We start from the raw sequence: 21826 nt of genomic DNA on the forward strand, positions 1-21826 counted from the left end.
AGGCCCGTGTCCCGACCTCTGGGCGCAAAGCCACTCTCAGTGGTAGCCGGCCCCGGCAATGTATTCGTACAGGTGTCGCTCGGTGCGCTGCGCCTCGTCGAGCCGGTGCTTGACCACGTCGCCGATGCTGACGACGCCGACAATGGCCTCCTCCTCAATGACCAGCACATGACGTGTCCGTCTCTGGGTCATGATCGACATCACCAGGGGCAGCCCATCGACAGCCGAACAGATCGCCACGTTGCGGTTCATGATCTCGGCGACCGGCATCAGCGCTGCCTCAGGCCCATATTCCGCAAGCGCATTGCAGCAATCCCGTTCCGAGACCGTGCCCATGTACCTTCCGGGCGCGTGGCTGACGACCACGAAGCCGATATTGTTGTCACGAAAGAGCCGCAGGATCTCCACCATCGCCTGGTCGGGAGCGACTGCGATCACTCCAGCACCCTTATCCTTCACGATTTCACCGACAAGCATCTGAGCCTCCTATCTGCGCGCCCCGGTTTGCTGCTCCTCACGTTCGCCGGATATTGCGCCACCAGTTGTATCCATGCGGTTCGCTCGTTTCGACCAGCACGTCCTCATCCGTATTCAGGCGTGCGGCGACGACACCACCGCCGGCCATCGCCTTTCCAGGTTTTTCGAGCAGATCGTCGCGTCCGATCACCAGGTCACGCGACGAAAAACTCGAGAATTCATACTGCTGGCCAAGTGCGATGGCGTCCGCAGGGCAGGCGTCCTCACAGAGGCCGCAGAAAAGGCACCTGGCCGTGTCGATCTCGAATTTTGCTGGGTGTCGGTTGCCGTTTTCGTCCTCGTAGGGAACGACTTCGATGCAGTCGCAGGGGCAGATGCGAGCGCAAAGCTCGCACGCGACACACTTGATCTCGCCCTCTTCGTCGCGTTTGAGGAAGTGATGGCCGCGATAGCGCGAATAGGGGAGCCACTTCTCCTTGTCCGGATACTGCATGGTCACCGGCTTGGAGAACATATAGCCAAAGGTCAGCGTAAAGGCGCTCGCCAGGTCGGCAAAAAGCGCCCAGCCGATCCATGTTCCAGCTCTGTCGACTACGCGTGACATGGTCGCGCCGTTCTACAGCGGCGTGCGTCTATTCCAACGCGGGAGGGTCGCTGTAGTCCCTTCGATTGCTGCACGCATCTTCGTCAGATCGACACCGAACCTAGAAGGCGCGTGGACAAGCCGCCCTGGCTCCTAAGTGAAAGCAATACCAGTGATAATTATGTTCGCCATTGACAGAGGAAGCAAGACTTTCCATCCGATCGCCATCAGTTGGTCATAGCGATAGCGGGGCAAAGTGAAACGGAACCACATAAACACATAAATGAAGAATGCCACTTTGAGCGCAAACCAGAGAAGCGGCGGCAGCGGAATGAGAATACCGTTCCAGCCGCCGAAAAACAGGATGACGGAGAGGACCGATACCAGGAGCACGATGACGTATTCGCTGACCATGAAGAGCGCGAAACGAATACCGCTGTACTCGGTATGGAACCCGGCGCCGAGATCCCCTTCCGCTTCGGCCAGGTCGAAGGGAATGCGCTGCGCTTCGGCCAATCCCGCAACGAAGAAGACGAAGAACCCGATCGGTTGATAGACGATGTTCCAGAGATCGCTCTGGGCGCGCACGATGTCCACGAGGCTCATCGACTGTGCGAGCATCACGACGCCGATGACTGCGAAACCCATGGGGATTTCGTAGCTGATCATCTGTGCGCAGGTCCTCAGACTGCCGAGAACGGCGTATTTGCTGTTGGCGGCCCAGCCGCCGAAGATGACGCCATAGACCTCCAGACCGATCACCGCGAAGACGAAGAGCAATGCCACATTCAGATTGGAAACGTAGAGCGTGATCTCTGCATTGAGCACTGAGACGGTCTCGCCGAAGGGGATCGCGACAAACACCACAAAGGGCGGAGCGAGCGCCAGGATCGGCGCCAGCTTGAATAGGAAGCGATCTGCCTCTGCAGGGATATGATCCTCTTTCGTCAGGAGCTTGATACCGTCAGCCACTGGCTGCAGCAGGCCGTGCCACCCCACGCGCATCGGACCCATGCGCTGCTGCATGTGGCCGGCAATCTTTCGCTCCAGCCAGGTCAGCGGCAAAGGCAAGAGTAGAAGCATTGCGATGAGCAATGCGATCTTGAGGGCGATAAGGCCAAGGGCGACGAGAAGTTCCATGATCCGCGGCCATCTATTCGACAGGCAGAAACGTGACTGGGCCCGACCCGGCTTACCCGTTGAGCGGGTCCTTCCAGTTTTCTCCATTTTCTCACGAAACGGCGGCCGTGGACAGGCTGCCGTTTCCTATTCTGTGAATAGCACCGAGATTTGTAGACGCCTTCTTTCCTAATTTTGAGGCAAGAAGAGCATCATGAGCAAATCGAATTTCAGCGAAGAGTTTAAGCGTGACGCGGTGCGCCAGATCACGGAGCGAGGCTATCCGGTTGCTGAGGTTTCGCAGCGTCTCGGCGTCAGCCAGCATTCGCTCTACGAATGGAAGAAGAAGTTTGCTGCGTCGAACGCCAAGGGCAACGACGAGACCGAGGAGATCAGGCGGCTAAAGAAGGAACTGGCTCGCGTTACCGAGGAGCGAGATATCCTAAAAAAAGCGGCCGCGTATTTCGCCAGGGATGCAAAGTGAAGTACGCGTTCATTGCTCTGCATCGCTTGCAGTTTTCGGTGCGGACGATGTGCCGCCTTCTGCGGGTTCATCCCAGTGGATTTTACACCTGGCTGAAGAACCCGCTGAGCAGGCGAGCCAACGAGGACAAACGACAGACCGATCTGCTCCTGAAGGCATGGGAAGAGAGCGGGAAGGTCTACGGTTATCGCAAGCTGCACGACGACCTTCTCGATCAGGGCGAGATATGCTGCCCGAACCGGGTTGCGCGTCTGACCCGTCTCGCCGGGATCAAGGCGCAGATTGGCTACAAACGCCGTCCCGGCATCTATGGCGGCAGGCCTGCCGTCGCTATCGACAACACGCTCGACCGGCAGTTTGACGTAGCGGCTCCGGACAAGGCCTGGGTCACGGACATCACCTATATCCGGACCTGCGAAGGTTTTGCTTATTTGGCCGTCGTCATCGACCTCTATTCCCGCCGGGTCATCGGCTGGGCGATGCAGAGCCGCCAAACCACGGACGTCGTATTGCAGGCTCTGCTCATGGCGGTGTGGCGACGCAAACCGAAGGACAAAGTGCTGATCCACTCCGATCAGGGCTCGCAATTCACCAGCATGGACTGGGCCTCGTTCCTCAGGCACCACAATCTGGTTCACTCGATGAGCCGACGCGGCAACTGCCATGACAATGCGGTGGCCGAGAGCTTCTTCAATCTTCTGAAGCGAGAGAGGATACGTCGCAGGGTCTACCGTTCACGCGATGAAGCTCGCCAGGACGTGTTCGACTACATCGAAATGTTCTACAACCCGAAACGCAAACACGTCAGGAACGGGATGCTGTCACCCGTCGAGTTCGAGAAGCAGCAGAAAATCTAACCCGAGGGTGTCTACGAAACTCGGGGCTATTCAGTCTGCGCTTCTATGTGCTGTCGACAACAACGAGGGAGGATGGAATTTGATCGATCAGCTTGCCGCACTAGACCGTATGTTCGTCGCGTGAAGGCGGCTCGCCCCGATTATGCTGCGTGCGGGGATTGCTCTGGATGGGCCAGAGCGGAGCCCCAAGCTTAGCGAGGGCGAACATGAAGGAAAATAACGCAATATTCGTCGGGCTGGACGTTTCAAAACTGAAGATTTCCGTCGCGGCGGCGGAGGGAGAGCGCAGTGGCGAGGTCCGTTTTCTGGGCGACATTTCCTCAGAGCCCGCATCAGTGGCCGCGTTGGTCCGCAAGCTCTCCAAGCCCGCACGTACACTTCACTTTTGTTACGAGGCGGGTCCTACAGGTTACGGTCTCTACCGCCAGATCGTGGAATTGGGACATGAATGCGCTGTAGTGGCTCCGTCCCTTATTCCCAAGCGCCCAGGCGACAGGGTGAAGACAAATCGTCGGGATGCAATGAGCTTGGCACGGCTGCATCGTGCGGGCGAATTGACGCCGGTCTGGGTTCCTGACGAAAGCCACGAGGCTATGCGCGATCTGGTGCGTGCACGCGATGCGGCCCAAGAAGTGCTGAAGCAATTGCGCCAACAGCTCCAGTCCTTTTTACTTCGTCACGGCCGCATTTATACAGGGCGCAAGCCGTGGACACGGGCGCATGCCCGCTGGCTGGCGGACCAGGCCTTCGAACATCACGCCCATCACATTCTGCTCGCGGAATATTGCCAGGCTATTGACGACGCCACAGTGCGCCTGGATCGGTTGAACAAGCTTGTCACTGACACCGCGGCATCCTGGTCTATGGCTCCGGTGGTGGCTGCCTACCAAGCAATGCGCGGCGTGGCGTTCATGACAGCGGTCACCTTCGTGGTCGAAATCGGCGATGTACGTCGTTTCGACAACCCTCGTCAGCTAATGGCATATCTAGGCTTGGTGCCGTCAGAAAGCTCGACGGGCGAACGCATCAAACGTGGCGGGATCACCAAAGCGGGCAACATCCGGGCGCGCCGCGCACTCATAGAAGGGGCTTGGACATATCGCTACCCGGCGCGTGTGAGCCCGACGATCCAGGCTCGGCTTGTAGGCCTGCCGAAGGTGGTCCGGGACATAGCGTGGAAGGGACAGGTGCGGCTTTGCACGCGTTATCGCCGGCTAATCAGCGCCGGCAAGGCAAAGACAGTCGCGGTAACCGCTATCGCGCGGGAAATGGCGGCTTTCCTATGGGCGATTGGACAAGAGGTTGCGCCGCTCGGGAAGTTTTAGACCGGTAGTCAGCCCAAAGTAGGCGCGCCAAAACCATCTGTTTGTTGAACAAAGTTGGAGGCAGGGCCCCGGTGGGGAACCCTCGATACTCCTATGTGGCAGAGACATCCAGGCCCGACACTAGACAGAGGCAGCCCCAGACGAACATACGGAAATGCGGTATCCAGCCCGCGAATGAGAGTATGCCAGCCGTCGTCGAAGCGCCCTGTCTCCTGCTTTGTTCAATAACTCCGAGCATTTGCCTTTCGTCGCCAGACGAAAAGGGGAAGCCATGCCCGGCTGACTTGCAAATGAACATAAGAGGAGTAACATTCGATGTCATTCCACATCTTGGCGCGCTCGTGGGCGCATATTTACTGTCGCTTCCTATCGGATGGGACCGGGAAAAGGGCGAAAGAAGCGCGGGGTTGCGCACATTCCCACTCGTCGCCATAGCGAGTTGCGGATTTATACAGGCCACCGAACGCTTGACCACGGGAAGCCCGGAAGCCACAGCCCGGATCGTCGAAGGGCTGATCACTGGCATGGGGTTCATCGGAGGCGGAGCTATCCTTGTTGTCAAAGCAAGCGTGCGTGGAACTGCGACAGCAGCGAGCCTTTGGGCGACAGGCGCGATCGGCACCTCCGTGGGTCTCGGCGCTTACGACGTAGCAATCGTGCTCTCAGTCATGACTTTCCTCACCCTTCGCCTCAATGCCAATCTCAAAACAGACGGCCCCGAGAACAAACCGGATTGAATTGCCTTCATCCGGAGCGACAACAATTATCGCTGCCCCGTTTTACATCTTGCGACCGCACAGGGATTCTCTGGTTCTTCCGTACAAGCGCGCCGGCATGGCAGGGGCGAGCGACGATCGTTGGCATTTTATTAAGTTTGTTGGCAAAGAGTCCAATTCACGGGCGCCCTTTCTTCGTGGGGAGCGCGGTGAGAGCCAACGAGCTTCGGAGGCGAGAATGTATCAGCGCACCGTCCTAGTGGTAGACGATGAGCCGTTGATCCGGATGACATTGGGGGATTTCCTCGCAGACGAAGGATTTGCAGTGCTAGAGGCGTCGAATGTCCTGGAGGCTGTCGCGGTGCTGGGTCGGCATCGGATCGACGCGCTGATCACCGACGTGGACATGCCCGGCGCGTTGAACGGCTTTGATCTGGTGAAACTGGTTCACAGCTACACGGCAGGTGTCGCCGTGATCGTCACTTCGGGTGGCCATACCGCGGCTGAAATCGACGGACATCGCGCCTCCTTTCTGGCGAAGCCCTACCGGATGGATGCCATTCTGGAGGAACTGGAGAAGCGGATGCCACCATTCCTGCATTCAGCGACGGCCGTGAGCGGCTGACGAGCGTTTGCCAGGCCTTGAAAGCGGGAAGCGATTGCAAGCTCCCAACGCGGTCGGGCTGTAACTTTTCCTCTTTCCGTGCGTTTCCATCGACAACCAGGGAGGCACGCATGTCAAAGAGAGAACTGATCGATACCGGAACCGACAAGCGCTACGTCCGGCGGGACGAAGACGGCAAGTTCAAAGAATCAGTGGATGTGAGTCGATCCTTGTCCGCTGACAAACGCCAAAAGGCGAAACACGACGCAAAACCCGGGGAGGGCGACAAGGGCGATCATAAGTCCAAGTGAAAATCGCGACTTACAACGTCAACGGTGTCAACGGCCGCCTGGAAGTGCTGTTGAGTTGGCTTGAACGGGCCTCGCCTGACGTCGTGTGTTTACAGGAGTTGAAGGCCCCTGACGCCAAATTCCCCGCCAAAGCTATTGAGGCGGCAGGCTACGGTGCCATCTGGCACGGTCAGAAAGGTTGGAACGGGGTAGCAATCCTCGAAAAAGGTCGCGAACCGCTACTTATCCGTAGGGGACTTGCCGGAGACCCCGACGATTTGCATAGCCGCTACGTCGAAGCGGCTATCGACGGCATGGTGATTGGCTGTCTCTACTTGCCGAACGGCAATCCCTACCCAGGGCCAAAATTCGACTACAAGCTCGCCTGGTTCAAGCGCTTGGCGGAGTATGCTGACGAACTGCTCGCCCTGAAAGTCCCCGTCGTTCTTGCCGGCGACTACAACGTCATGCCTACCGAACTGGATGTCTACAAGCCCGAGCGATGGGTGGATGACGCGTTGTTCCGGGTAGAGGTTCGCGATGCATACCGGGAACTCGTCGAACAGGGGTGGACTGACGCACTTCGCCACCTGAATCCGGGGAAGCGGGTTTATACGTTCTGGGACTATTTCCGGAATGCATACGGCCGGGATGCAGGCTTGAGGATTGACCATTTCCTTCTCAGTCCCGGGGTTGCCGAAAGGCTCGTCAAGGCGGGCGTCGATAAGGACGTCCGAGGCTGGGAACACACCAGCGACCATGCCCCGGTTTGGATCGAACTCGCAGATGACATGCCGAAAAGAAGGAGGAGAAAATGACCAACCATACGCACTCCAGGGAATGGAAGGATGACCTCAGGCTGAAGCTGGAAGAACTTATTGATACGTTCGTAGTCGAAGGTGTCCGACAGGAAGACATCTTCGACGCCATCCGCGATCAGCTCCCAGGCCTCCGTGACGCGCTCGCGCGTGATCCCGATCCGGCTGAAGACAGTTCTGGCGGTATCCTCGACGAGCCGTCAAACGACTGGCCAAGTGCCATTTCAGGGAAAGATTGAGGCTATCGCGTCTTCGGGTTCCAGCAGAAAGCAGGATGAATGGACGCCTACATCGTTACGCTGACGGTCCTCGGCTTCGTTGTCCTCCTGACGGCGTGGTTGCCGATGGCGTTCCGGCGTCTTCCTCTCTCGCTCCCGATAGCCTGTCTCGCCATCGGCACGCTGTTGGCCTTGTCTCCCTTTCCCCTGCTGCCGCGCTTCAATCCTCTGGAAAATCGGGAGTTCACCGAACGGATGACCGAGATTGTCGTCATCGTCGCGTTGATGGGGGCGGGGCTGAAACTTGACCGTCCCTTCGGTTGGCAGCGCTGGGGGACAACCTGGCGTCTTCTAGGTTTAGCGATGCCTCTGACCATTGCCGCACTCGCTTTCCTCGGGTTTTGGATACTGGGTCTCGGCCTTGCGTCGGCGCTCCTGTTTGGAGCCTCGCTCGCGCCGACAGATCCCGTGCTCGCCAGCGACGTCCAGGTCGGACCGCCGCGGTCAGGAGAGGAGGACGAGGTTCGTTTCGCCCTGACGTCGGAGGCGGGCCTGAACGACGGGCTTGCATTTCCGTTCGTTCACCTTGCCGTTGCCATTGCACTGGCAGCGAAGGAGGGGACTGACGTCCTTGCACACTGGGCCGCGCTCGACGTCGCATGGCGGCTCGGTGCGGGCACCGCTTTAGGTTGGGGGCTGGGCAAACTGTTTGGAGTCCTTTCGTTTCGAATGCGTGGCGGCGGACTTGCGAAAACGCAGGACGGGTTTGTCGCTCTTGGCATGACGTTCGTTACTTACGGGCTTACCCAGCTCGTCGGCGGATACGGCTTTGTCGCCGTGTTTCTCGCGGCCGTGGCGTTCCGGGCGAGCGAGCGGGACAACGACTTCCACGAGCAGCTTCACGATTTCGCCGAACAAATTGAACGGTTGCTGATGATGGTACTTTTGGTATGCCTTGGATCGGTCGCCGTTAGCGGCCAGCTCTTGGCTGCCGTCGACTGGCGCGTAGGCGTCGTTGCGGTGCTCGCGCTCCTGTTGGTCCGACCTCTTATCGGCTGGCTGTGCCTGGTCGGGTCGGGGCATTCGCCAGGAGAAACCGCGGTGATCGCAGTCTTTGGGATCAGAGGCCTCGGATCGATCTACTACCTTGCCTACGCAACGGGACAGGCGGAGTTCGATGGATTCGAGACAATCTGGGCTACGGTAGTACTGATCGTGCTGGCTTCAATCGTGGTCCACGGCATAACCGTAACTCCGACGATGCGCTGGATCGACAGAAGAGGGCCTTCGTCCAGTGGGGAGCCGTCATGATGACGCCATGGGACACTTGCGCTATCGTCCGCCCTCGTCGGGCTCGCTGTCCTGTTAGCCGCCATCGCAATTTCACTGGACGCCGAAGCTTCGGCGTGGCCGCATCGGATCGCTTTGAAGTCGACTTCATCCGACAACCCGAACTCAACCGTCCAGTATGTCGAAAGCGTCGTGAGCTCGCGCGATGCAAACCGCAAGGCAGAACGTCCTCGTCATCTGGTGATCTTCTTTCACGGTATCGGAGCAAGAGGCACGCAGATGGGCGGTCTGGGCGGTTCCTGGAAGTCCACTCTACCCAACACGGTTTTCGCATACCCTGACGCGCCGTTTCCCACCAGATCGGGTGGTCGGCAATGGTTTGCCGTCGATAACGACGTCATGCGGCCGGAGCGTATCGCGGCGGCCCGGCGGGCATTCGATGACCTCGTTTCCGAGATCGTTGAAAGGCAAGGCTTCGAGAACGACTTGAAGAACGTCGCATTCGTCGCCGTTTCCCAAGGCGCGCCCGGCTTCTGGTTGAAATCGAGGATATCTCGGCTAAGCTAGTGGTGGCACCGATGTGATACGCAGATCCGACTAGCGTTGGAGATGTTGTATTGTATTGACTAGTGGGAAATGCGGTGCCACACGCCCCTACACTGTTTGCCGCGGCTTTTCTTGCCGCTTCAAGCCACTCCGGTGCTGTTGCGCAGGAGGCTTCTCCCGCGCCACCTGACAAGGTGGCGCAAGCCCAACCGATTTCGGAGATCAAGCTAGGCTACCTTCGCGCCTATGCCCCCCAGTTGGCACTTTCAGTGCTGGACGTGCCGCCGCGTGACGAAGGAGTCGCGGGGGCCAAAGTGGCCATCGGCGATAACAACACGACCGGTCGCTTCCTCGGGCAAGAGTTCAAGCTCGAAGTGTCCGAGGTGAACCCGAATGCCGATGTCGTGCCTGCCTTCAATGACATGATATCGCGGGGCACTCTCTACATTCTCGCGGATCTCTCTGCTGCCCAGCTTCTGTCGATAGCCGATCTCGCTCGCGATAACGGCGTGCTGCTCTTCAACGTCGGTGCCACGGATGACCGTCTGCGCGAAGAAGGTTGCCGGGCAAACATCTTCCACACCGCCCCAACGCGCACCATGCTCGCCGACGGGCTGGCGCAATATCTGATTTGGAAACAATGGCGTCGCTGGGTGCTGGTTTACGGTTCTCATGAGCCCGACAAACAGTTTGCAAACGCGCTCCGCCGCGCCGCCACGCGCTTTGGCGGCGAGATTGTTGCGGAAAAGGAGTTTCCCGACACGGGTACAGCGCGCCGGACGGATACGGGTGTGGTCCAGATCCAACGACAGATGCCTGTCTTCACGCAGGGATTCCCTGATCACGACGTGCTGCTCGTGGCCGACGAAACCGAGGTCTTCGGGACCTATGTGCCGTTTCGAACCTGGATGCCGCGACCAGTGGCCGGGACCGCCGGTCTGATGCCCTCCGCGTGGCACCCGGCAAGCGAGCAGTGGGGCGGCACGCAGATACAAAACCGTTTCGCTAAGGCCAGTGGTCGACGGATGTTGTCGAAAGACATGGCCGCTTGGACGGCAACCAGGATCATCGGGGAGGCTGCCACGCGCACGCACAGCGCTGATCCCGAACTGCTTGCAGCCTTCATCCGTGCGGAGGATTTCTCGATCGCTGCGTTCAGGGGGCAGAAGCTGACCTTCCGGAAATGGAACTGGCAGTTGCGTCAGCCCATCTTCCTGGGCGACGGCCGTGCGGTCGTGTCGACGTCGCCCCAGGAAGGATTCCTGCATCAGTTCTCCGAACTCGACACGCTCGGGATCGATCAGCCCGAAACGCGATGTGTGCTGGAATAGGTTGGAACAGGAAATGGGAGAGGACGAGATGCTACGACGACTGAGGTTTCTTTCGGCCGGACTTGTTGTGGCTGCAAGTATCGGATCGCCTGCGTCCGCTTACATGGTTTATGTCTCAAACGAGAAGGACAACACAGTTTCGGTGGTCGACTCCACGACAATGGAGGTGGTGGGCACGATCGATGTCGGCCAGCGGCCGCGCGGCATCACGATTTCGCACGATGGCAAGTTTGTATACCTGTGCGCGAGCGACGACGACACCATCGAGATCATCGATACAACCACGCTCGAAATCGTTGGGTCGCTGCCGTCAGGACCAGACCCCGAATTGTTCGTCCTCTCTCCTGACGGAAAGACGCTTTATGTCGCCAATGAAGATGACAATCTTGTCACCGTCATCGACATTGAGAGTGGAGATGTGCGGGCTGAGGTGCCGGTTGGCGTCGAACCCGAAGGAATGGGTATCAGCCCGGACGGGAAGTCGATGGTCAATACCTCCGAAACGACCAACATGGCACACTTCATCGATACCGAAACCAACGAGATAACGCACAACGTTCTCGTAGATGCGCGACCTCGGTTCGCGGAGTTCAAGCCGGACAACTCAGAGGTCTGGGTGAGTGCCGAAATCGGTGGCACTGTCTCAGTTATCGACAATGCGCGCCGCGAGGTAAAGCACAAGATTACCTTTGAGATTGCGGGCCTCCGAGCAGAAGCGATCCAGCCGGTCGGAGTACGCATCACGGCCGACGGCACGAAGGCCTATGTGGCGCTGGGCCCGGCCAATCGCGTGGCTGTGGTCAATGCCAAGACTTACGAGGTCGAGAAATACGTGCTCGTCGGCCAGCGGGTCTGGCAACTCGCCTTCACGCCCGATCAAAAGACGATCATCAGCACCAACGGTGTTTCCAATGACATCACCTTCATCGACGTCGCTACCGATGAAGCAATTCAGTCTGTGACCGTCGGGGCGCTGCCCTGGGGTGTGGTCGTCAGCCCGAATTGATGTTCCAACAACAGTTGCCTACCGAGGAGGAGCACATGCAGAAATATCGAAATTTCGCGCACGCAGCGGTTCTCGGAACCACCGTCCTGTCAGCGGCGCCTTGTGCTGGGCAAGATGCAGGTGATCACGAGCCAGTGCCGCAACCGACCTCATTCTCCAAGCAGGTAACGCGGGCGAGCAAGGATGTCCCCGAACTGGTGTTTGGATCGGGCTCTGACAGCTTCGCCGTCAATCAGAAGGATTTCGAGCTGATCGCCGGACAGGGGTATCGTTGGAAAATTACCTCAGCGGCGGGCTTGGAATACAAATTTGTAACGGACCTTTTCCGCAACGTCTGGATGAACCAGATCGTCATCAACGATCTCGAGGTTCACATGAACGGTGCTCCTGCATGGCTGGAGTTCGACGCGGAGGGCACAATGCAGGTCCAATTCACCACCATTCGGCCGGGAAGCTATGCGTGGTCCGTTCCTGATCTCGCCGATAAGGGCATGAAGGGAACGATCACCATCAAATAGGCTGGCTTGCGGACTATCCGTGCTGTTCGCGGTGGAGGACGCCATGCAGGATGCGAAAGCGAATGATGGAATGAGCCTGCCTGCCGCACTTGAGGTGTCGGCGGTAGGTCATTGCTTCGGAAACAAGCAGGTTCTGTCTGACATTTCCTTTTCCATTGCGCCTGGCCACTTCACCGTCCTGCTCGGCCTCAACGGGGCCGGCAAGACCACGCTGTTTTCGTTGATCAGCCACCTTTACAACTCGCGCCAAGGAACGATCCACATTTTCGGCAACGACATCAGCCGGGCCCCGGGAGAGGCATTGCGCCGCCTCGGCATCGTGTTTCAGGCGCGGACATTGGACCTCGACCTCAGCGTCTATCAGAACCTTTCTTACCATGCCTCTTTGCACGGCATCGGTCATGCTGAGGCGCTGGAACGGATCAGGACATTGCTTGCTGGGGTCAATATGATCGACCGGCTCTACGATAAGGCGCGCAGCCTTTCCGGCGGACAAATGCGGCGCATCGAAATTGCCCGGGCCCTGTTGCATCGCCCACCACTGCTGCTGCTCGACGAGGCGACCGTGGGGCTGGACATACAGTCGCGTGCGGAGATCCTTGCCACGATCCGCGATCTAGTGGTCACCGATGGCATCAGCGTTTTCTGGGCAACCCACCTGATCGACGAGGTCGAGAGTAACGATCATGTGGTCGTCCTCGACAAGGGCAGGGTGCTGGCGCAGGGCAGGGTCTCAGATGTGGTGCGTTCGGTTGCTTCGGATAACATTCAGCAGGCGTTCGCATCCTTGACGGGGTTGGTGTCTGGTTTACCTGAAGGTGCCTGCCTATGACCCAGCAGACGGTTCAACGCGCTGTTCCAACCGAGTTGGCCTCGGCACGCCGGTTCAATATTTCTCAGTATGCCATTTGCTTGAAAGGCATCCTTTATCGAGAGGGCCTCCGTTTTCTTAACCAGCGTGAGCGCTTCATATCGTCGCTCGTCCGTCCGCTCCTATGGCTGTTCGTTTTCGCCGCTGGTTTCCGTCAGGTCCTGGGCGTCTCGATCATTCCGCCTTACAAGACCTACGTGCTCTACGAGGTCTATATCACTCCAGGCCTGTGCGGCATGATCCTCTTGTTCAGCGGTATGCAGTCCTCACTTTCGATGGTCTATGATCGGGAGATGGGAAACATGCGTACGCTGTTGGTCAGTCCATTCCCACGCTGGTTCCTGCTCGTTTCCAAGCTGCTCGCCGGTGTGACGGTATCGATTATGCAGGTCTACGCCTTTCTGGTCATTGCCTTGTTCTGGGGCGTCAAGCCACCGTGGGCCGGCTATCTTCTGATCCTTCCCGCATTGTTCCTCTCGGGGATGATGCTGTGCTCGCTCGGGATGCTTTTGTCGTCAATGATTAAGCAATTGGAGAATTTCGCGGGCATCATGAATTTCGTGATCTTTCCAATGTATTTTGCCTCTCCCGCGCTCTATCCGCTCTGGCGCATCCAGGAATCCAGTCCCCTTCTCCACAAAATCTGCCTTGCAAATCCGTTTACCTATGCGGTCGAACTGATCCGCTTTGCTCTCTACGGACAGATTGCCTGGGGAGCACTGATGATCGTGATTGCGTTCACCGCACTGTTCCTGGGCGGTGCGATCCTCGCCTACAATCCATCAAACGGCTTGCTCCGGCGCCGGCAGATCCCAGGAGGAAATGCATGATGCGGTGGCCGTCGCTGATATTCCTGTCCGTCGTGCTCGCTGCTAGCCTTGCATGGCCGGCCTTGGCAGCCCAAGGCGACGACCCGGACTGGCCATGCATTCAGCGCAAGGTTCCGCAACTTTCGCTCGTCCAGGTGTGGAATGGCGCGGAACTGCGGCCGGCGACCGTCGAGTGGTCCAAAGATGCCACCATTTCAGCTTTGGTAGTGGAACTGTCGGCCCGCCGCGTGCCACTGCAAGAGGCCCAACAAAAGATCAGGGGTTACGCGCAAGGCCTGCCGGTGGGCGAAAGGGAGCAGCGCCTGACCATGCTCGTTCAGGGGCTCTTCGATCATATGAACCAGGAGCGCTCAGAGGTTATTTCCGGCATTGCACGCTACGCCCGCGGCCAGAGGGACATGGCTGCACGCCTACGCCGGGAGGCTTCCGCCGTGGATGCGTTGCGGGTCAAACCGGGTGCTGACCTCAACGAGCTTGCACTGCGCAATGATCGGCTAGTGCTCCAGACGCGCATTTTTCAGGAGCGCGCGCAATCGTTGAGCTTTGTCTGCGAAGTACCGACACTGATTGAGCAACGCTTGTATGCTCTTACCAAGACGATTGCGCAAACTCTGGGAGCCAGATGAGCCCAGCGGTAGAATAATTGACGCCCGTCTGCCGCACGCGTATTCTTCTTGTCGGCTTTCCCCGGTTGTGCCAGGCACGTCAGTCACCCTTGCTTCTGTGCGCGTTCGCGCGAGGAAAGGTGCGGAATTGAACCTCGTCGATCTCGTCCTGACCGTGTGCGTGCTGGCCAACCCCGCCAATTGCCGTACGGAACACCTGTATTTCGAGAGCCGCGGCTCATTAGTCCAGTGCATGGCGTTGGCGCCGGCTGAGATCGCGAAATGGTCCGAGGGCCATCCGGCGCTGAAGGTCGTGCGATGGACGTGTTTGTTTCCCGGCAAGGATCAGGAGATTTGACGTCGCTACAGCGCGGCGCCTGAAATGTGACGTGTAAATGACGCTGTAACGTTCTAGATTTGTTGCATCATGTTCTCCCGGAATCGGACCGGATTTGAGGTGCAGTGGCGAAACCTTGGGAGGTGGTAACATGAAGATGTCGCGGCGCGCGATTTGCCTGACGGTTTTGCTGGCTGCTGCAAATCCTCTCGCCTTGCCTGTCTTGGCAAACCCATCCGTAGCAAAGATACGGGTCGGTGTTCTGAAGTTCGGAACGGTGAACTGGGAGCTAGACACCATCAAGCACAATAAATTCGATGCGGCCAACGGCATCGACGTGGAAGTCGTCTATTTTGCTGGCGAGGACGCCACAAACGTGGCTATTCTGGCAGGCGACCTCGACATCATCGTTTCCGACTGGCTGTGGGTGTCGCGCCAGCGTTCGTTGGGCGAGGATCTGACGCTTGCACCTTACTCGACCGCGGTTGGCGCCATCATGGTCAAGGAGGACGCACCAATTCGAGGCATTCCCGACCTCGTCGGGAAGAAAATTGGCGTGGTCGGCGGTTCGCTCGATAAGAGTTGGCTTCTGATCCAGGGTCTCGCCCGGCGTGACAACGGTATTGATTTGACCAAAGATAGCGAGATTGTCTTTGGCGCGCCGCCACTGTTGTCAGAAAAGGCTGTTTCGGGTGAACTCGATGCGGTCCTGAATTTCTGGCATTTCTGCGCACGGCTCGAGGCAAGCGGCTTCCGGCGCCTCATTGGTGCCGAGGACGCAACCGAGGCGCTCGGGGCATCGGGGCCCGTCTCGGCGCTAGGTTACGTTTTTCACGACAAATGGGCTAACGAAAATCCGGACGTGGCAATGAGCTTTGTCAAGGCAAGTGCGGCGGCCAAGAAACTTCTCGCTCAATCCGACGCCGAATGGCAGCGCTTGGCACCTCTGGTGCGAGCTGAGGGCAGGGAACTTGAGGTGCTGCGGGAGCGCTATCGCGAAGGCATTCCAAACCGGCCTGTCGCCGACGAGGAACGTGATGCCGCCAAGCTTTACGAAATCCTTGCAGACATGGGCGGCGAGAAACTCGTCGGTGAGGCGCGGCAGATGGCTCCGGGAACGTTTTGGGCTGCATTGAAGACATGACAGCAGAATTCGGATCGGAAAAAAGCGGACCTGCAAGCCGGCACACGCGCGCTCTCTCTCGCGGGATTGGCGCCGCGTTGCCGGTGGCGACGGCCTTGGCGTCACTGTTCGGGCTATGTTTGCTCTGGGGTCTGGCAGCTGGGTTCTGGCCGAGCCGTGCTTTTCCGCCGCCGATCGAGGTCTGGCGGGTGCTTCTCAAGGAGGCAGAGAGCGGTGAGCTTGGCTATCATCTGGCGATGACGCTCTGGCGGGTCGCGGCTGCTTATCTTGTTGCCATGGTCGTGGGATCGGTGATCGGCGTCATCCTCGGCAAGTATCGGCGGGCGGATTCCTTCTTCAATCCGTGGCTTGTGCTCTTTCTCAATCTTCCGGCCCTGGTCGTTATCGTTCTCGCATACATCTGGTTCGGCCTGACGGAGGCGGCCGCGATCGGCGCCGTTGCGATCAATAAGATACCCAATGTGATCGTCACCATGCGCGAGGGGGCGATTGCACTCGATCCGCGTTATGCGGAGATGGCAACCGTCTACCGGCTGGGGCCGGTTGACCACGTCCGCCATATTCTGATGCCGCAGTTGCAGCCCTATTTCGCGGCCGCCTCGCGTTCCGGCATCGCTCTGATCTGGAAAATCGTACTCGTCGTTGAACTGCTCGGCCGTTCAAACGGCGTCGGCTTCCAGATCTATCTCTACTTCCAGATATTCGATGTTGCCGCCATCCTTGCATACACCCTGGCCTTCGTGGCTATCATGCTGCTTATCGAACTCATTTTGGTGCAGCCACTTGAACGACATGCAACCCGCTGGCGTCGCCGCCCCGCTTAAAGTCGATATTCGCGATAAAACGTTCCGATCGGCTGAGGGCGTTTCGATCGTCGCATTGCGCGGACTTTCCTTCCAGGTGCGGCAGGGTGAGTTTGCATGTCTGCTGGGGCCGTCGGGCTGCGGCAAGACCACGACGTTGCGCATCCTCCTGGGTCTCGACCGGCAATTCTCGGGCAGCTATCAATTGCCCGAAGGCGGCTCCAACCGCGTCGCTGCTGTCTTTCAGGAGCCGGTGCTTCTCCCCTGGCGGACGGTGGAGCAAAACGTTCGTCTTGCCCTGCCTGCTCGCGTCAGGGACAGGGACCTGGATCCGCTGTTCGATATCCTAGGGCTCTCCCCGATGCGGTCACTCTATCCTTCGGAACTTTCGCTTGGCCTTGCGCGTCGCGCCGCCCTTGCGCGAGCCTTCGCCACGGAGCCCGCTATCCTTTTGCTGGATGAGCCCTTCACTTCGCTCGACGAACGAACCGCCGAAAGATTGCGCCATCTTTTGATGACTGTGTGGGCAGCCAGACCCACCACCGCCTTGATGGTGACCCACAATCTGCGCGAGGCCCTTCTGCTTGCGGATCGCATCATCGTGTTGTCACCACGCCCGGCGCAAGTGCTGGGCATCTTCGACGTGGGGCTCTCACGCCCTTTGCGTGACGCGCCGGCGCTCGACAATCTCATTTCGGATTTTCACAAGACGTTTCCAGACGCGGTATGAACGCTCCATACCACGCAACCATCTCCTCTGATTAAAGGGCGGCTCTTGTTTTCGAAGATCAGAAGCACCGCACCTCTGCTTCGGCCTGAGCGCGGCTCAGTTCGGCGACGGCGGATTTCGCCGGCGCGCTCTGTCGAAACAAAGCCCCTCTTTCGCCTGTCTGAAAACCGAGGCTTCTGAACGTCTCAGCTGCCTCATAGCGCTCGTAGGGCAGGATCGAGGCTATAACGTCGATGGAGCAAGAGCAGTTCTCGAGCGCTGTTCGTGTCTCTCCGTTGGCTTTCATGCAGCCGTACACATAGTCGACGACCGCGACCGTCGGATACCCGCCCGCTGCCGACGCCATCGCAGCAGAGGTGATCACGGCGACGAAGGCGATCACGTCTAGGTTACCAGTGGCCATAAAATCTCCGGTCGGCGTTGATACATTGGCCGGGAGCCAACTTAATCAGGTAGAAGTATTGTAATACTACAGTAATCAGTCGATACATACAAATGTAGTAACTCGATGTACCAGTAAATAATATGCTGCGCAGCAGCATTCTTCCTTGTTGCAGCGCACGCGGTCCGTTGCATTTAATCTTGCGTTAGTAGGTCTGATCGCCTATTCTTCCGTTAGTTTCCGGCTTCAAGCCTGGTCTCTTGGGAGCGGGGTCTCGTTGGTCAAGAGGATGGGCAATAACGGTGCCCTCTGCCCATCCAAATGAACCCGTGACGCTGAAGCAAGCACATATCCCACGACTAACATGACACAGCTTGGGCTGCCCTATATGGTCTCCCGGGGAGCGTAACAATGTACCTCGGGTCCATGTCGACATCGGGAGGAATCCGCATGCGCATACTCGGAAAATTCCTATGTTTGCCGCTGACCGCCGCTGGAGTTCTGTCAGCGACCCTTGTCGGAAATGCCTTCGCCAATGAGGAATTGACGGCCCTTTCGGCCGACGCGAAGAACTGGGCGATGCCGACGGGCGATTATGCCAATCATCGCTATTCCAAACTCAATCAGATCACCAAGGACAATGTGAAGGATCTCCAGGTTAAATGGACCTTCTCGACGGGCGTGCTGCGTGGTCATGAGGGCGGACCGCTGGTGATCGGCGACGTCATGTACGTCCACACGCCGTTTCCCAATAACGTCTATGCCCTTGATCTCAACAACGACGGCAAGATCCTTTGGAAATACGAGCCAAGGCAGGATCCGAACGTCATCGGCATCATGTGCTGCGACACTGTTAATCGTGGCGTCGCCTATGGGGATGGAAAGATAATCCTGAACCAGGCGGACACGACCGTCGTTGCCCTCGACGCCAAGACCGGTAAGGTCGTCTGGTCTGTTAAGAACGGCGAACACATCGATGGCAGCAAGGCCGAGTCCAGCACGGGCGCTCCGATGGTCGTCAAGGACAAGGTGCTGATTGGTATATCGGGTGCGGAGTATGGCGTGCGCGGTTGGATGGCGGCCTACAATCTGAAAGACGGGAAACTTGCCTGGAAGGCCTATTCGACTGGTCCCGACACCGAAATGCTCGTCGATCCGGAAAAGACCACCCATCTTGGCAAACCCATCGGACCCGACTCCGGTATAAAGACCTGGGAAGGCGAGGAGTGGAAGACGGGCGGCGGCACCACATGGGGGTGGTACTCCTATGACCCGAAGCTCAACTTGATATATTATGGCACAGCTAATCCTGGGAGCTGGAACCCTGTGCAGCGCCCGGGTGACAATCGCTGGTCAATGACCCTGATGGCGCGCGACGTGGATACGGGTATGGCCAAGTGGTTCTACCAAATGACCCCGCACGACGAGTGGGACTATGACGGCGTCAACGAGAACATTCTCGTCGACGCGATGCAAATCAATGGTCAGCCGCGCGACGTGCTCGTGCATTTCGACCGCAACGGCTTTGCCTACACCCTCGACCGGGCGACGGGAGAGCTTCTGGTTGCCAAGAAATATGATCCGACGGTCAACTGGGCGACGGAAGTCGTCATGGATCCGGCGAGCGACCAGTATGGCCGGCCGCAGGTCGTGGCGAAATACTCCACCGAACAGAATGGTGAGGACGTGAATTCGACGGGTGTATGCCCTGCTGCACTCGGCACCAAGGATCAGCAGCCGGCTGCCTATTCACCGAAGACCGGCTTGTTCTATGTGCCGACAAACCACGTCTGCATGGATTATGAGCCCTACAAGGTCAGCTACACGGCCGGTCAAGCTTATGTCGGCGCGACTGTTTCGATGTATCCGACCCCAGAAAGTCACGGCGGCATGGGAAACTTCATTGCCTGGGATGCTGCAAAAGGCGAAATCGTCTGGTCGAAGCCCGAGAAGTTCTCCGTTTGGTCCGGTGCTCTTGTGACCGACGGCGACGTAGTCTTCTATGGAACCTTGGAAGGCTACATCGTGGCAGTCAATATGGAAGGCAAGGAACTCTACCGGTTCAAGACGCCATCCGGCATTATCGGCAACATCAACACGTATGAACATGGCGGCAAGCAGTATATCGCCGTGCTGTCTGGCGTTGGTGGTTGGGCCGGTATTGGACTGGCTGGCGGGCTGCTTTCGCCCGAAAACGCCGCCGCGTGGCACGGTGCGGTCGACCAGGGCCGCCAGCAGGGTGATGAAGCCCAAGTTGTCGGAACCGCGGGTCTGGGCGCAGTCGGTGGTTATGCCGGCCTAGCGGAGTACACGACGCTTGGGGGACAGCTGACCGTCTTCGGTCTTCCAGACTGATGGCCTGTTCAAGAATGATGGGGCTGCGTTTTCGGCGTAGCCCCACCAGTTTTCGACCACCGGAATTCCGCCGTCGCAGTCCGCATCCTTCGTCCATGTAAATCCGGAGGGGCCCTTTGGAGCGTCGCGCTCCAGGTTTCCAAAGCGTGGGGTTTATTGATGGCTTTTCGTATTTCAGTTCTAGCGCTTGGCGCCGTGTTCCACCTCTTAATCCCCGGAAATACCCCCGCGGCAGACGACATCGAAAAAGCCGCAGCTGTCAAAGAAGAAGACGGGAAACACTTAGATGCTGAGGGAAACCCGACGTTCAAGTTTGAAAACGACGGGACGGTCGACTGGTATACGTTCAGCGGATACCGTCGCTATCACTCGGACTGTCATGTCTGCCACGGCCCCGACGGCGTCGGCTCGAGTTATGCCCCTGCCTTGGCCACCACCATGAAGAACCTGGATTATCCTAATTTCCTCGCAATCGTTGCGGAGGGGCGCAAGAGCGTCGTCGGCGGCAAAGAGGTCGTCATGCCGGGCTTCGGCAACAATAAGAATGTCTATTGCTACCTCGACGACATCTACGTTTATCTGCGCGCCCGCGCCGTTGGCGCCGCGCCGCGAGGGCGTCCGCCCAAGAAGGCGGACAAACCCGAAGGGGCGAAGGCCTACGAAGCATCCTGCATGGGTGGATGACATGGCAACCGGCGCCCGTCGAACCTGCAGGGTGGCTCTCATCTCAATGGCCATGGCCACGTTCATAACGTTGATCCCTTGGCAGGTGCATTCCCAGAGCGCTGGGCTCGGGGCGGCTGGAGAGCTGGTTGATCCGGATAGGCTGCGGGTCTGCGCCGACCCGTCCAATCTGCCCTTCTCCGACCAGAGCGGCGAGGGGTTCGAGGATAAGCTTGCCAAGATGGTCGCAACCGCGACAGGACGAAGTGCAGTCGCCTATACTTGGTACCCCTCCATCCCTGGCTTTGTACGCAATACACTCGGCGCCAATCACTGCGACATCATCATGGGGTATGCGCAAGGAGACGAACTCGTCCAGAATACCAACGCTTATTATCGCTCATCCTACGTGTTGATTTACAGGAAGGATGGCGATCTTACCGGCGTGGAAACGCTGACGGATCCGAAGCTTGCTGACAAGAGGATTGGCGTCGTCCAGGGAACGCCCCCCACCGCCAACATGGCGGTAGAAAAACTAATGCGGAAGGCGAAGATCTATCCGCTCATAGTCGACACGCGCATAATGCCGTCGATGGCGGAAGTCATGATACGGGACATGCTTGCAGGCGTGATAGACGCCGCGGCGGTCTGGGGACCCATGGCGGGCTATTATGCCCGCAAGTCCGGAGCCGATTTGGCGATCGTGCCGCTGACTAAGGAGAAGGGCGGTCAACGCATGATCTATCGGATCACGATGGGTGTGCGGCCTTCCGACCAGCAATGGAAACGCACGCTCAACGCCTTCATCAAGGACAACCAGGCGGAAATCAACAAGCTGCTGCTGTCCTATGATGTGCCGTTGCTCGACGAACACGACGAGAGGATCGCCCAGTGACGGCTCGGGGTGGCGGGAGACGTGGGAAC

General features: G+C 58.4%; 26 protein-coding genes. 22 read left to right on the plus strand and 4 right to left on the minus strand.

Features of this window, described 5'->3' with window-relative positions; genetic code table 11:
- Window positions 1-36 precede the first annotated feature (36 nt).
- The 3 genes from FA04_RS27790 to nuoH all read right to left on the minus strand — a co-directional run bounded on the left by FA04_RS27790 (window position 37) and on the right by nuoH (window position 2200).
- Entirely contained in the window at window positions 37-477 is a 441-nt protein-coding gene (locus FA04_RS27790; RefSeq protein ID WP_034796770.1) for a CBS domain-containing protein, read from the minus strand.
- A 37-nt stretch (window positions 478-514) separates the two neighbouring features.
- Entirely contained in the window at window positions 515-1081 is a 567-nt protein-coding gene (locus FA04_RS27795) for an NADH-quinone oxidoreductase subunit I (protein WP_034796769.1), read from the minus strand.
- Between the two features lie 132 nt (window positions 1082-1213).
- Entirely contained in the window at window positions 1214-2200 is a 987-nt protein-coding gene (gene nuoH / locus FA04_RS27800) for an NADH-quinone oxidoreductase subunit NuoH (RefSeq protein ID WP_034796768.1), read from the minus strand.
- 193 nt (window positions 2201-2393) lie between these two features.
- On the opposite strand from nuoH, the gene FA04_RS27810 reads away from it, so the two are divergent.
- The 19 genes from FA04_RS27810 to FA04_RS27900 all read left to right on the plus strand — a co-directional run bounded on the left by FA04_RS27810 (window position 2394) and on the right by FA04_RS27900 (window position 17502).
- A protein-coding gene (locus tag FA04_RS27810) for an IS3 family transposase (protein WP_156553061.1) occupies window positions 2394-3520 on the plus strand; the annotation gives its coding sequence in 2 pieces (ribosomal slippage) (window positions 2394-2622 and window positions 2622-3520; 1128 coding nt in all).
- Between the two features lie 206 nt (window positions 3521-3726).
- Complete coding sequence (locus FA04_RS27815) at window positions 3727-4845, plus strand: IS110 family RNA-guided transposase (protein WP_034805409.1); 1119 nt, start codon at window positions 3727-3729, stop codon at window positions 4843-4845.
- 290 nt (window positions 4846-5135) lie between these two features.
- A complete protein-coding gene (locus tag FA04_RS27820; protein WP_034803283.1) occupies window positions 5136-5582 on the plus strand; it encodes an MgtC/SapB family protein in 447 nt (148 codons plus the stop codon).
- A 217-nt stretch (window positions 5583-5799) separates the two neighbouring features.
- A complete protein-coding gene (locus tag FA04_RS27825; protein ID WP_051659641.1) occupies window positions 5800-6186 on the plus strand; it encodes a response regulator in 387 nt (128 codons plus the stop codon).
- Window positions 6187-6296: 110 nt separating this feature from the next.
- Window positions 6297-6476, plus strand: coding sequence for a hypothetical protein (locus tag FA04_RS27830; RefSeq protein WP_034803253.1), 180 nt, complete (start codon window positions 6297-6299; stop codon window positions 6474-6476).
- A complete protein-coding gene (gene xth / locus FA04_RS27835) occupies window positions 6473-7273 on the plus strand; it encodes an exodeoxyribonuclease III (RefSeq protein WP_034803255.1) in 801 nt (266 codons plus the stop codon). Before FA04_RS27830 ends, xth begins: the two co-directional genes overlap by 4 nt.
- Complete coding sequence (locus tag FA04_RS27840; protein ID WP_034803258.1) at window positions 7270-7512, plus strand: hypothetical protein; 243 nt, start codon at window positions 7270-7272, stop codon at window positions 7510-7512. Before xth ends, FA04_RS27840 begins: the two co-directional genes overlap by 4 nt.
- Window positions 7513-7551: 39 nt before the next feature.
- Window positions 7552-8802 carry a cation:proton antiporter gene (locus FA04_RS27845; protein ID WP_034803260.1) on the plus strand — a complete coding sequence of 417 codons (1251 nt, stop codon included), beginning with the start codon at window positions 7552-7554 and terminating at the stop codon, window positions 8800-8802.
- 171 nt (window positions 8803-8973) lie between these two features.
- Window positions 8974-9348, plus strand: coding sequence for an alpha/beta hydrolase (locus FA04_RS34530; RefSeq protein WP_162253351.1), 375 nt, complete (start codon window positions 8974-8976; stop codon window positions 9346-9348).
- A 74-nt stretch (window positions 9349-9422) separates the two neighbouring features.
- On the plus strand, window positions 9423-10658 hold the full coding sequence (locus tag FA04_RS27855; RefSeq protein ID WP_418235973.1) for an ABC transporter substrate-binding protein: 1236 nt from the start codon (window positions 9423-9425) through the stop codon (window positions 10656-10658).
- Between the two features lie 28 nt (window positions 10659-10686).
- Window positions 10687-11664, plus strand: a complete 978-nt coding sequence (locus FA04_RS27860) for a YVTN family beta-propeller repeat protein (RefSeq protein ID WP_034803295.1) — start codon at window positions 10687-10689, stop codon at window positions 11662-11664.
- A gap of 35 nt (window positions 11665-11699) precedes the next feature.
- Window positions 11700-12182, plus strand: a complete 483-nt coding sequence (locus FA04_RS27865; protein WP_034803298.1) for a cupredoxin domain-containing protein — start codon at window positions 11700-11702, stop codon at window positions 12180-12182.
- A 43-nt stretch (window positions 12183-12225) separates the two neighbouring features.
- Window positions 12226-13014, plus strand: a complete 789-nt coding sequence (locus tag FA04_RS27870) for an ATP-binding cassette domain-containing protein (RefSeq protein WP_082936593.1) — start codon at window positions 12226-12228, stop codon at window positions 13012-13014.
- Window positions 13011-13883: an ABC transporter permease gene (locus FA04_RS27875; RefSeq protein WP_034803263.1), complete on the plus strand. Its 873-nt coding sequence runs from the start codon at window positions 13011-13013 to the stop codon at window positions 13881-13883. The genes FA04_RS27870 and FA04_RS27875 overlap by 4 nt, the downstream gene beginning before the upstream one ends.
- A complete protein-coding gene (locus FA04_RS27880; protein WP_234798848.1) occupies window positions 13880-14509 on the plus strand; it encodes a hypothetical protein in 630 nt (209 codons plus the stop codon). Before FA04_RS27875 ends, FA04_RS27880 begins: the two co-directional genes overlap by 4 nt.
- Window positions 14510-14636: 127 nt before the next feature.
- Complete coding sequence (locus tag FA04_RS27885) at window positions 14637-14846, plus strand: hypothetical protein (RefSeq protein ID WP_034803266.1); 210 nt, start codon at window positions 14637-14639, stop codon at window positions 14844-14846.
- Between the two features lie 130 nt (window positions 14847-14976).
- On the plus strand, window positions 14977-15969 hold the full coding sequence (locus tag FA04_RS27890; protein ID WP_034803270.1) for an ABC transporter substrate-binding protein: 993 nt from the start codon (window positions 14977-14979) through the stop codon (window positions 15967-15969).
- 77 nt (window positions 15970-16046) lie between these two features.
- Window positions 16047-16793, plus strand: a complete 747-nt coding sequence (locus FA04_RS27895; protein WP_234798895.1) for an ABC transporter permease — start codon at window positions 16047-16049, stop codon at window positions 16791-16793.
- Window positions 16762-17502 (plus strand): ABC transporter ATP-binding protein, encoded by a 741-nt coding sequence (locus tag FA04_RS27900; RefSeq protein ID WP_034803277.1) that lies wholly within the window; start codon window positions 16762-16764, stop codon window positions 17500-17502. The genes FA04_RS27895 and FA04_RS27900 overlap by 32 nt, the downstream gene beginning before the upstream one ends.
- Window positions 17503-17560: 58 nt before the next feature.
- Here FA04_RS27900 and FA04_RS27905 read toward each other — a convergent pair whose 3' ends face one another.
- Entirely contained in the window at window positions 17561-17905 is a 345-nt protein-coding gene (locus tag FA04_RS27905; protein ID WP_034803280.1) for a hypothetical protein, read from the minus strand.
- 429 nt (window positions 17906-18334) lie between these two features.
- Between FA04_RS27905 and FA04_RS27910 the strand changes: the two genes are divergently transcribed.
- The 3 genes from FA04_RS27910 (at window position 18335) to FA04_RS27920 (ending at window position 21797) form a co-directional block, all read left to right on the plus strand.
- Window positions 18335-20239: a methanol/ethanol family PQQ-dependent dehydrogenase gene (locus tag FA04_RS27910; protein ID WP_082936594.1), complete on the plus strand. Its 1905-nt coding sequence runs from the start codon at window positions 18335-18337 to the stop codon at window positions 20237-20239.
- 159 nt (window positions 20240-20398) lie between these two features.
- Window positions 20399-20923: a c-type cytochrome, methanol metabolism-related gene (locus tag FA04_RS27915; RefSeq protein ID WP_034803310.1), complete on the plus strand. Its 525-nt coding sequence runs from the start codon at window positions 20399-20401 to the stop codon at window positions 20921-20923.
- 1 nt (window position 20924) lies between these two features.
- Window positions 20925-21797, plus strand: coding sequence for a quinoprotein dehydrogenase-associated putative ABC transporter substrate-binding protein (locus tag FA04_RS27920; protein WP_051659644.1), 873 nt, complete (start codon window positions 20925-20927; stop codon window positions 21795-21797).
- Window positions 21798-21826 lie beyond the last annotated feature (29 nt).

The organism is Ensifer adhaerens (assembly GCF_000697965.2).
In the GTDB taxonomy this organism is placed as follows: domain Bacteria; phylum Pseudomonadota; class Alphaproteobacteria; order Rhizobiales; family Rhizobiaceae; genus Ensifer; species Ensifer adhaerens.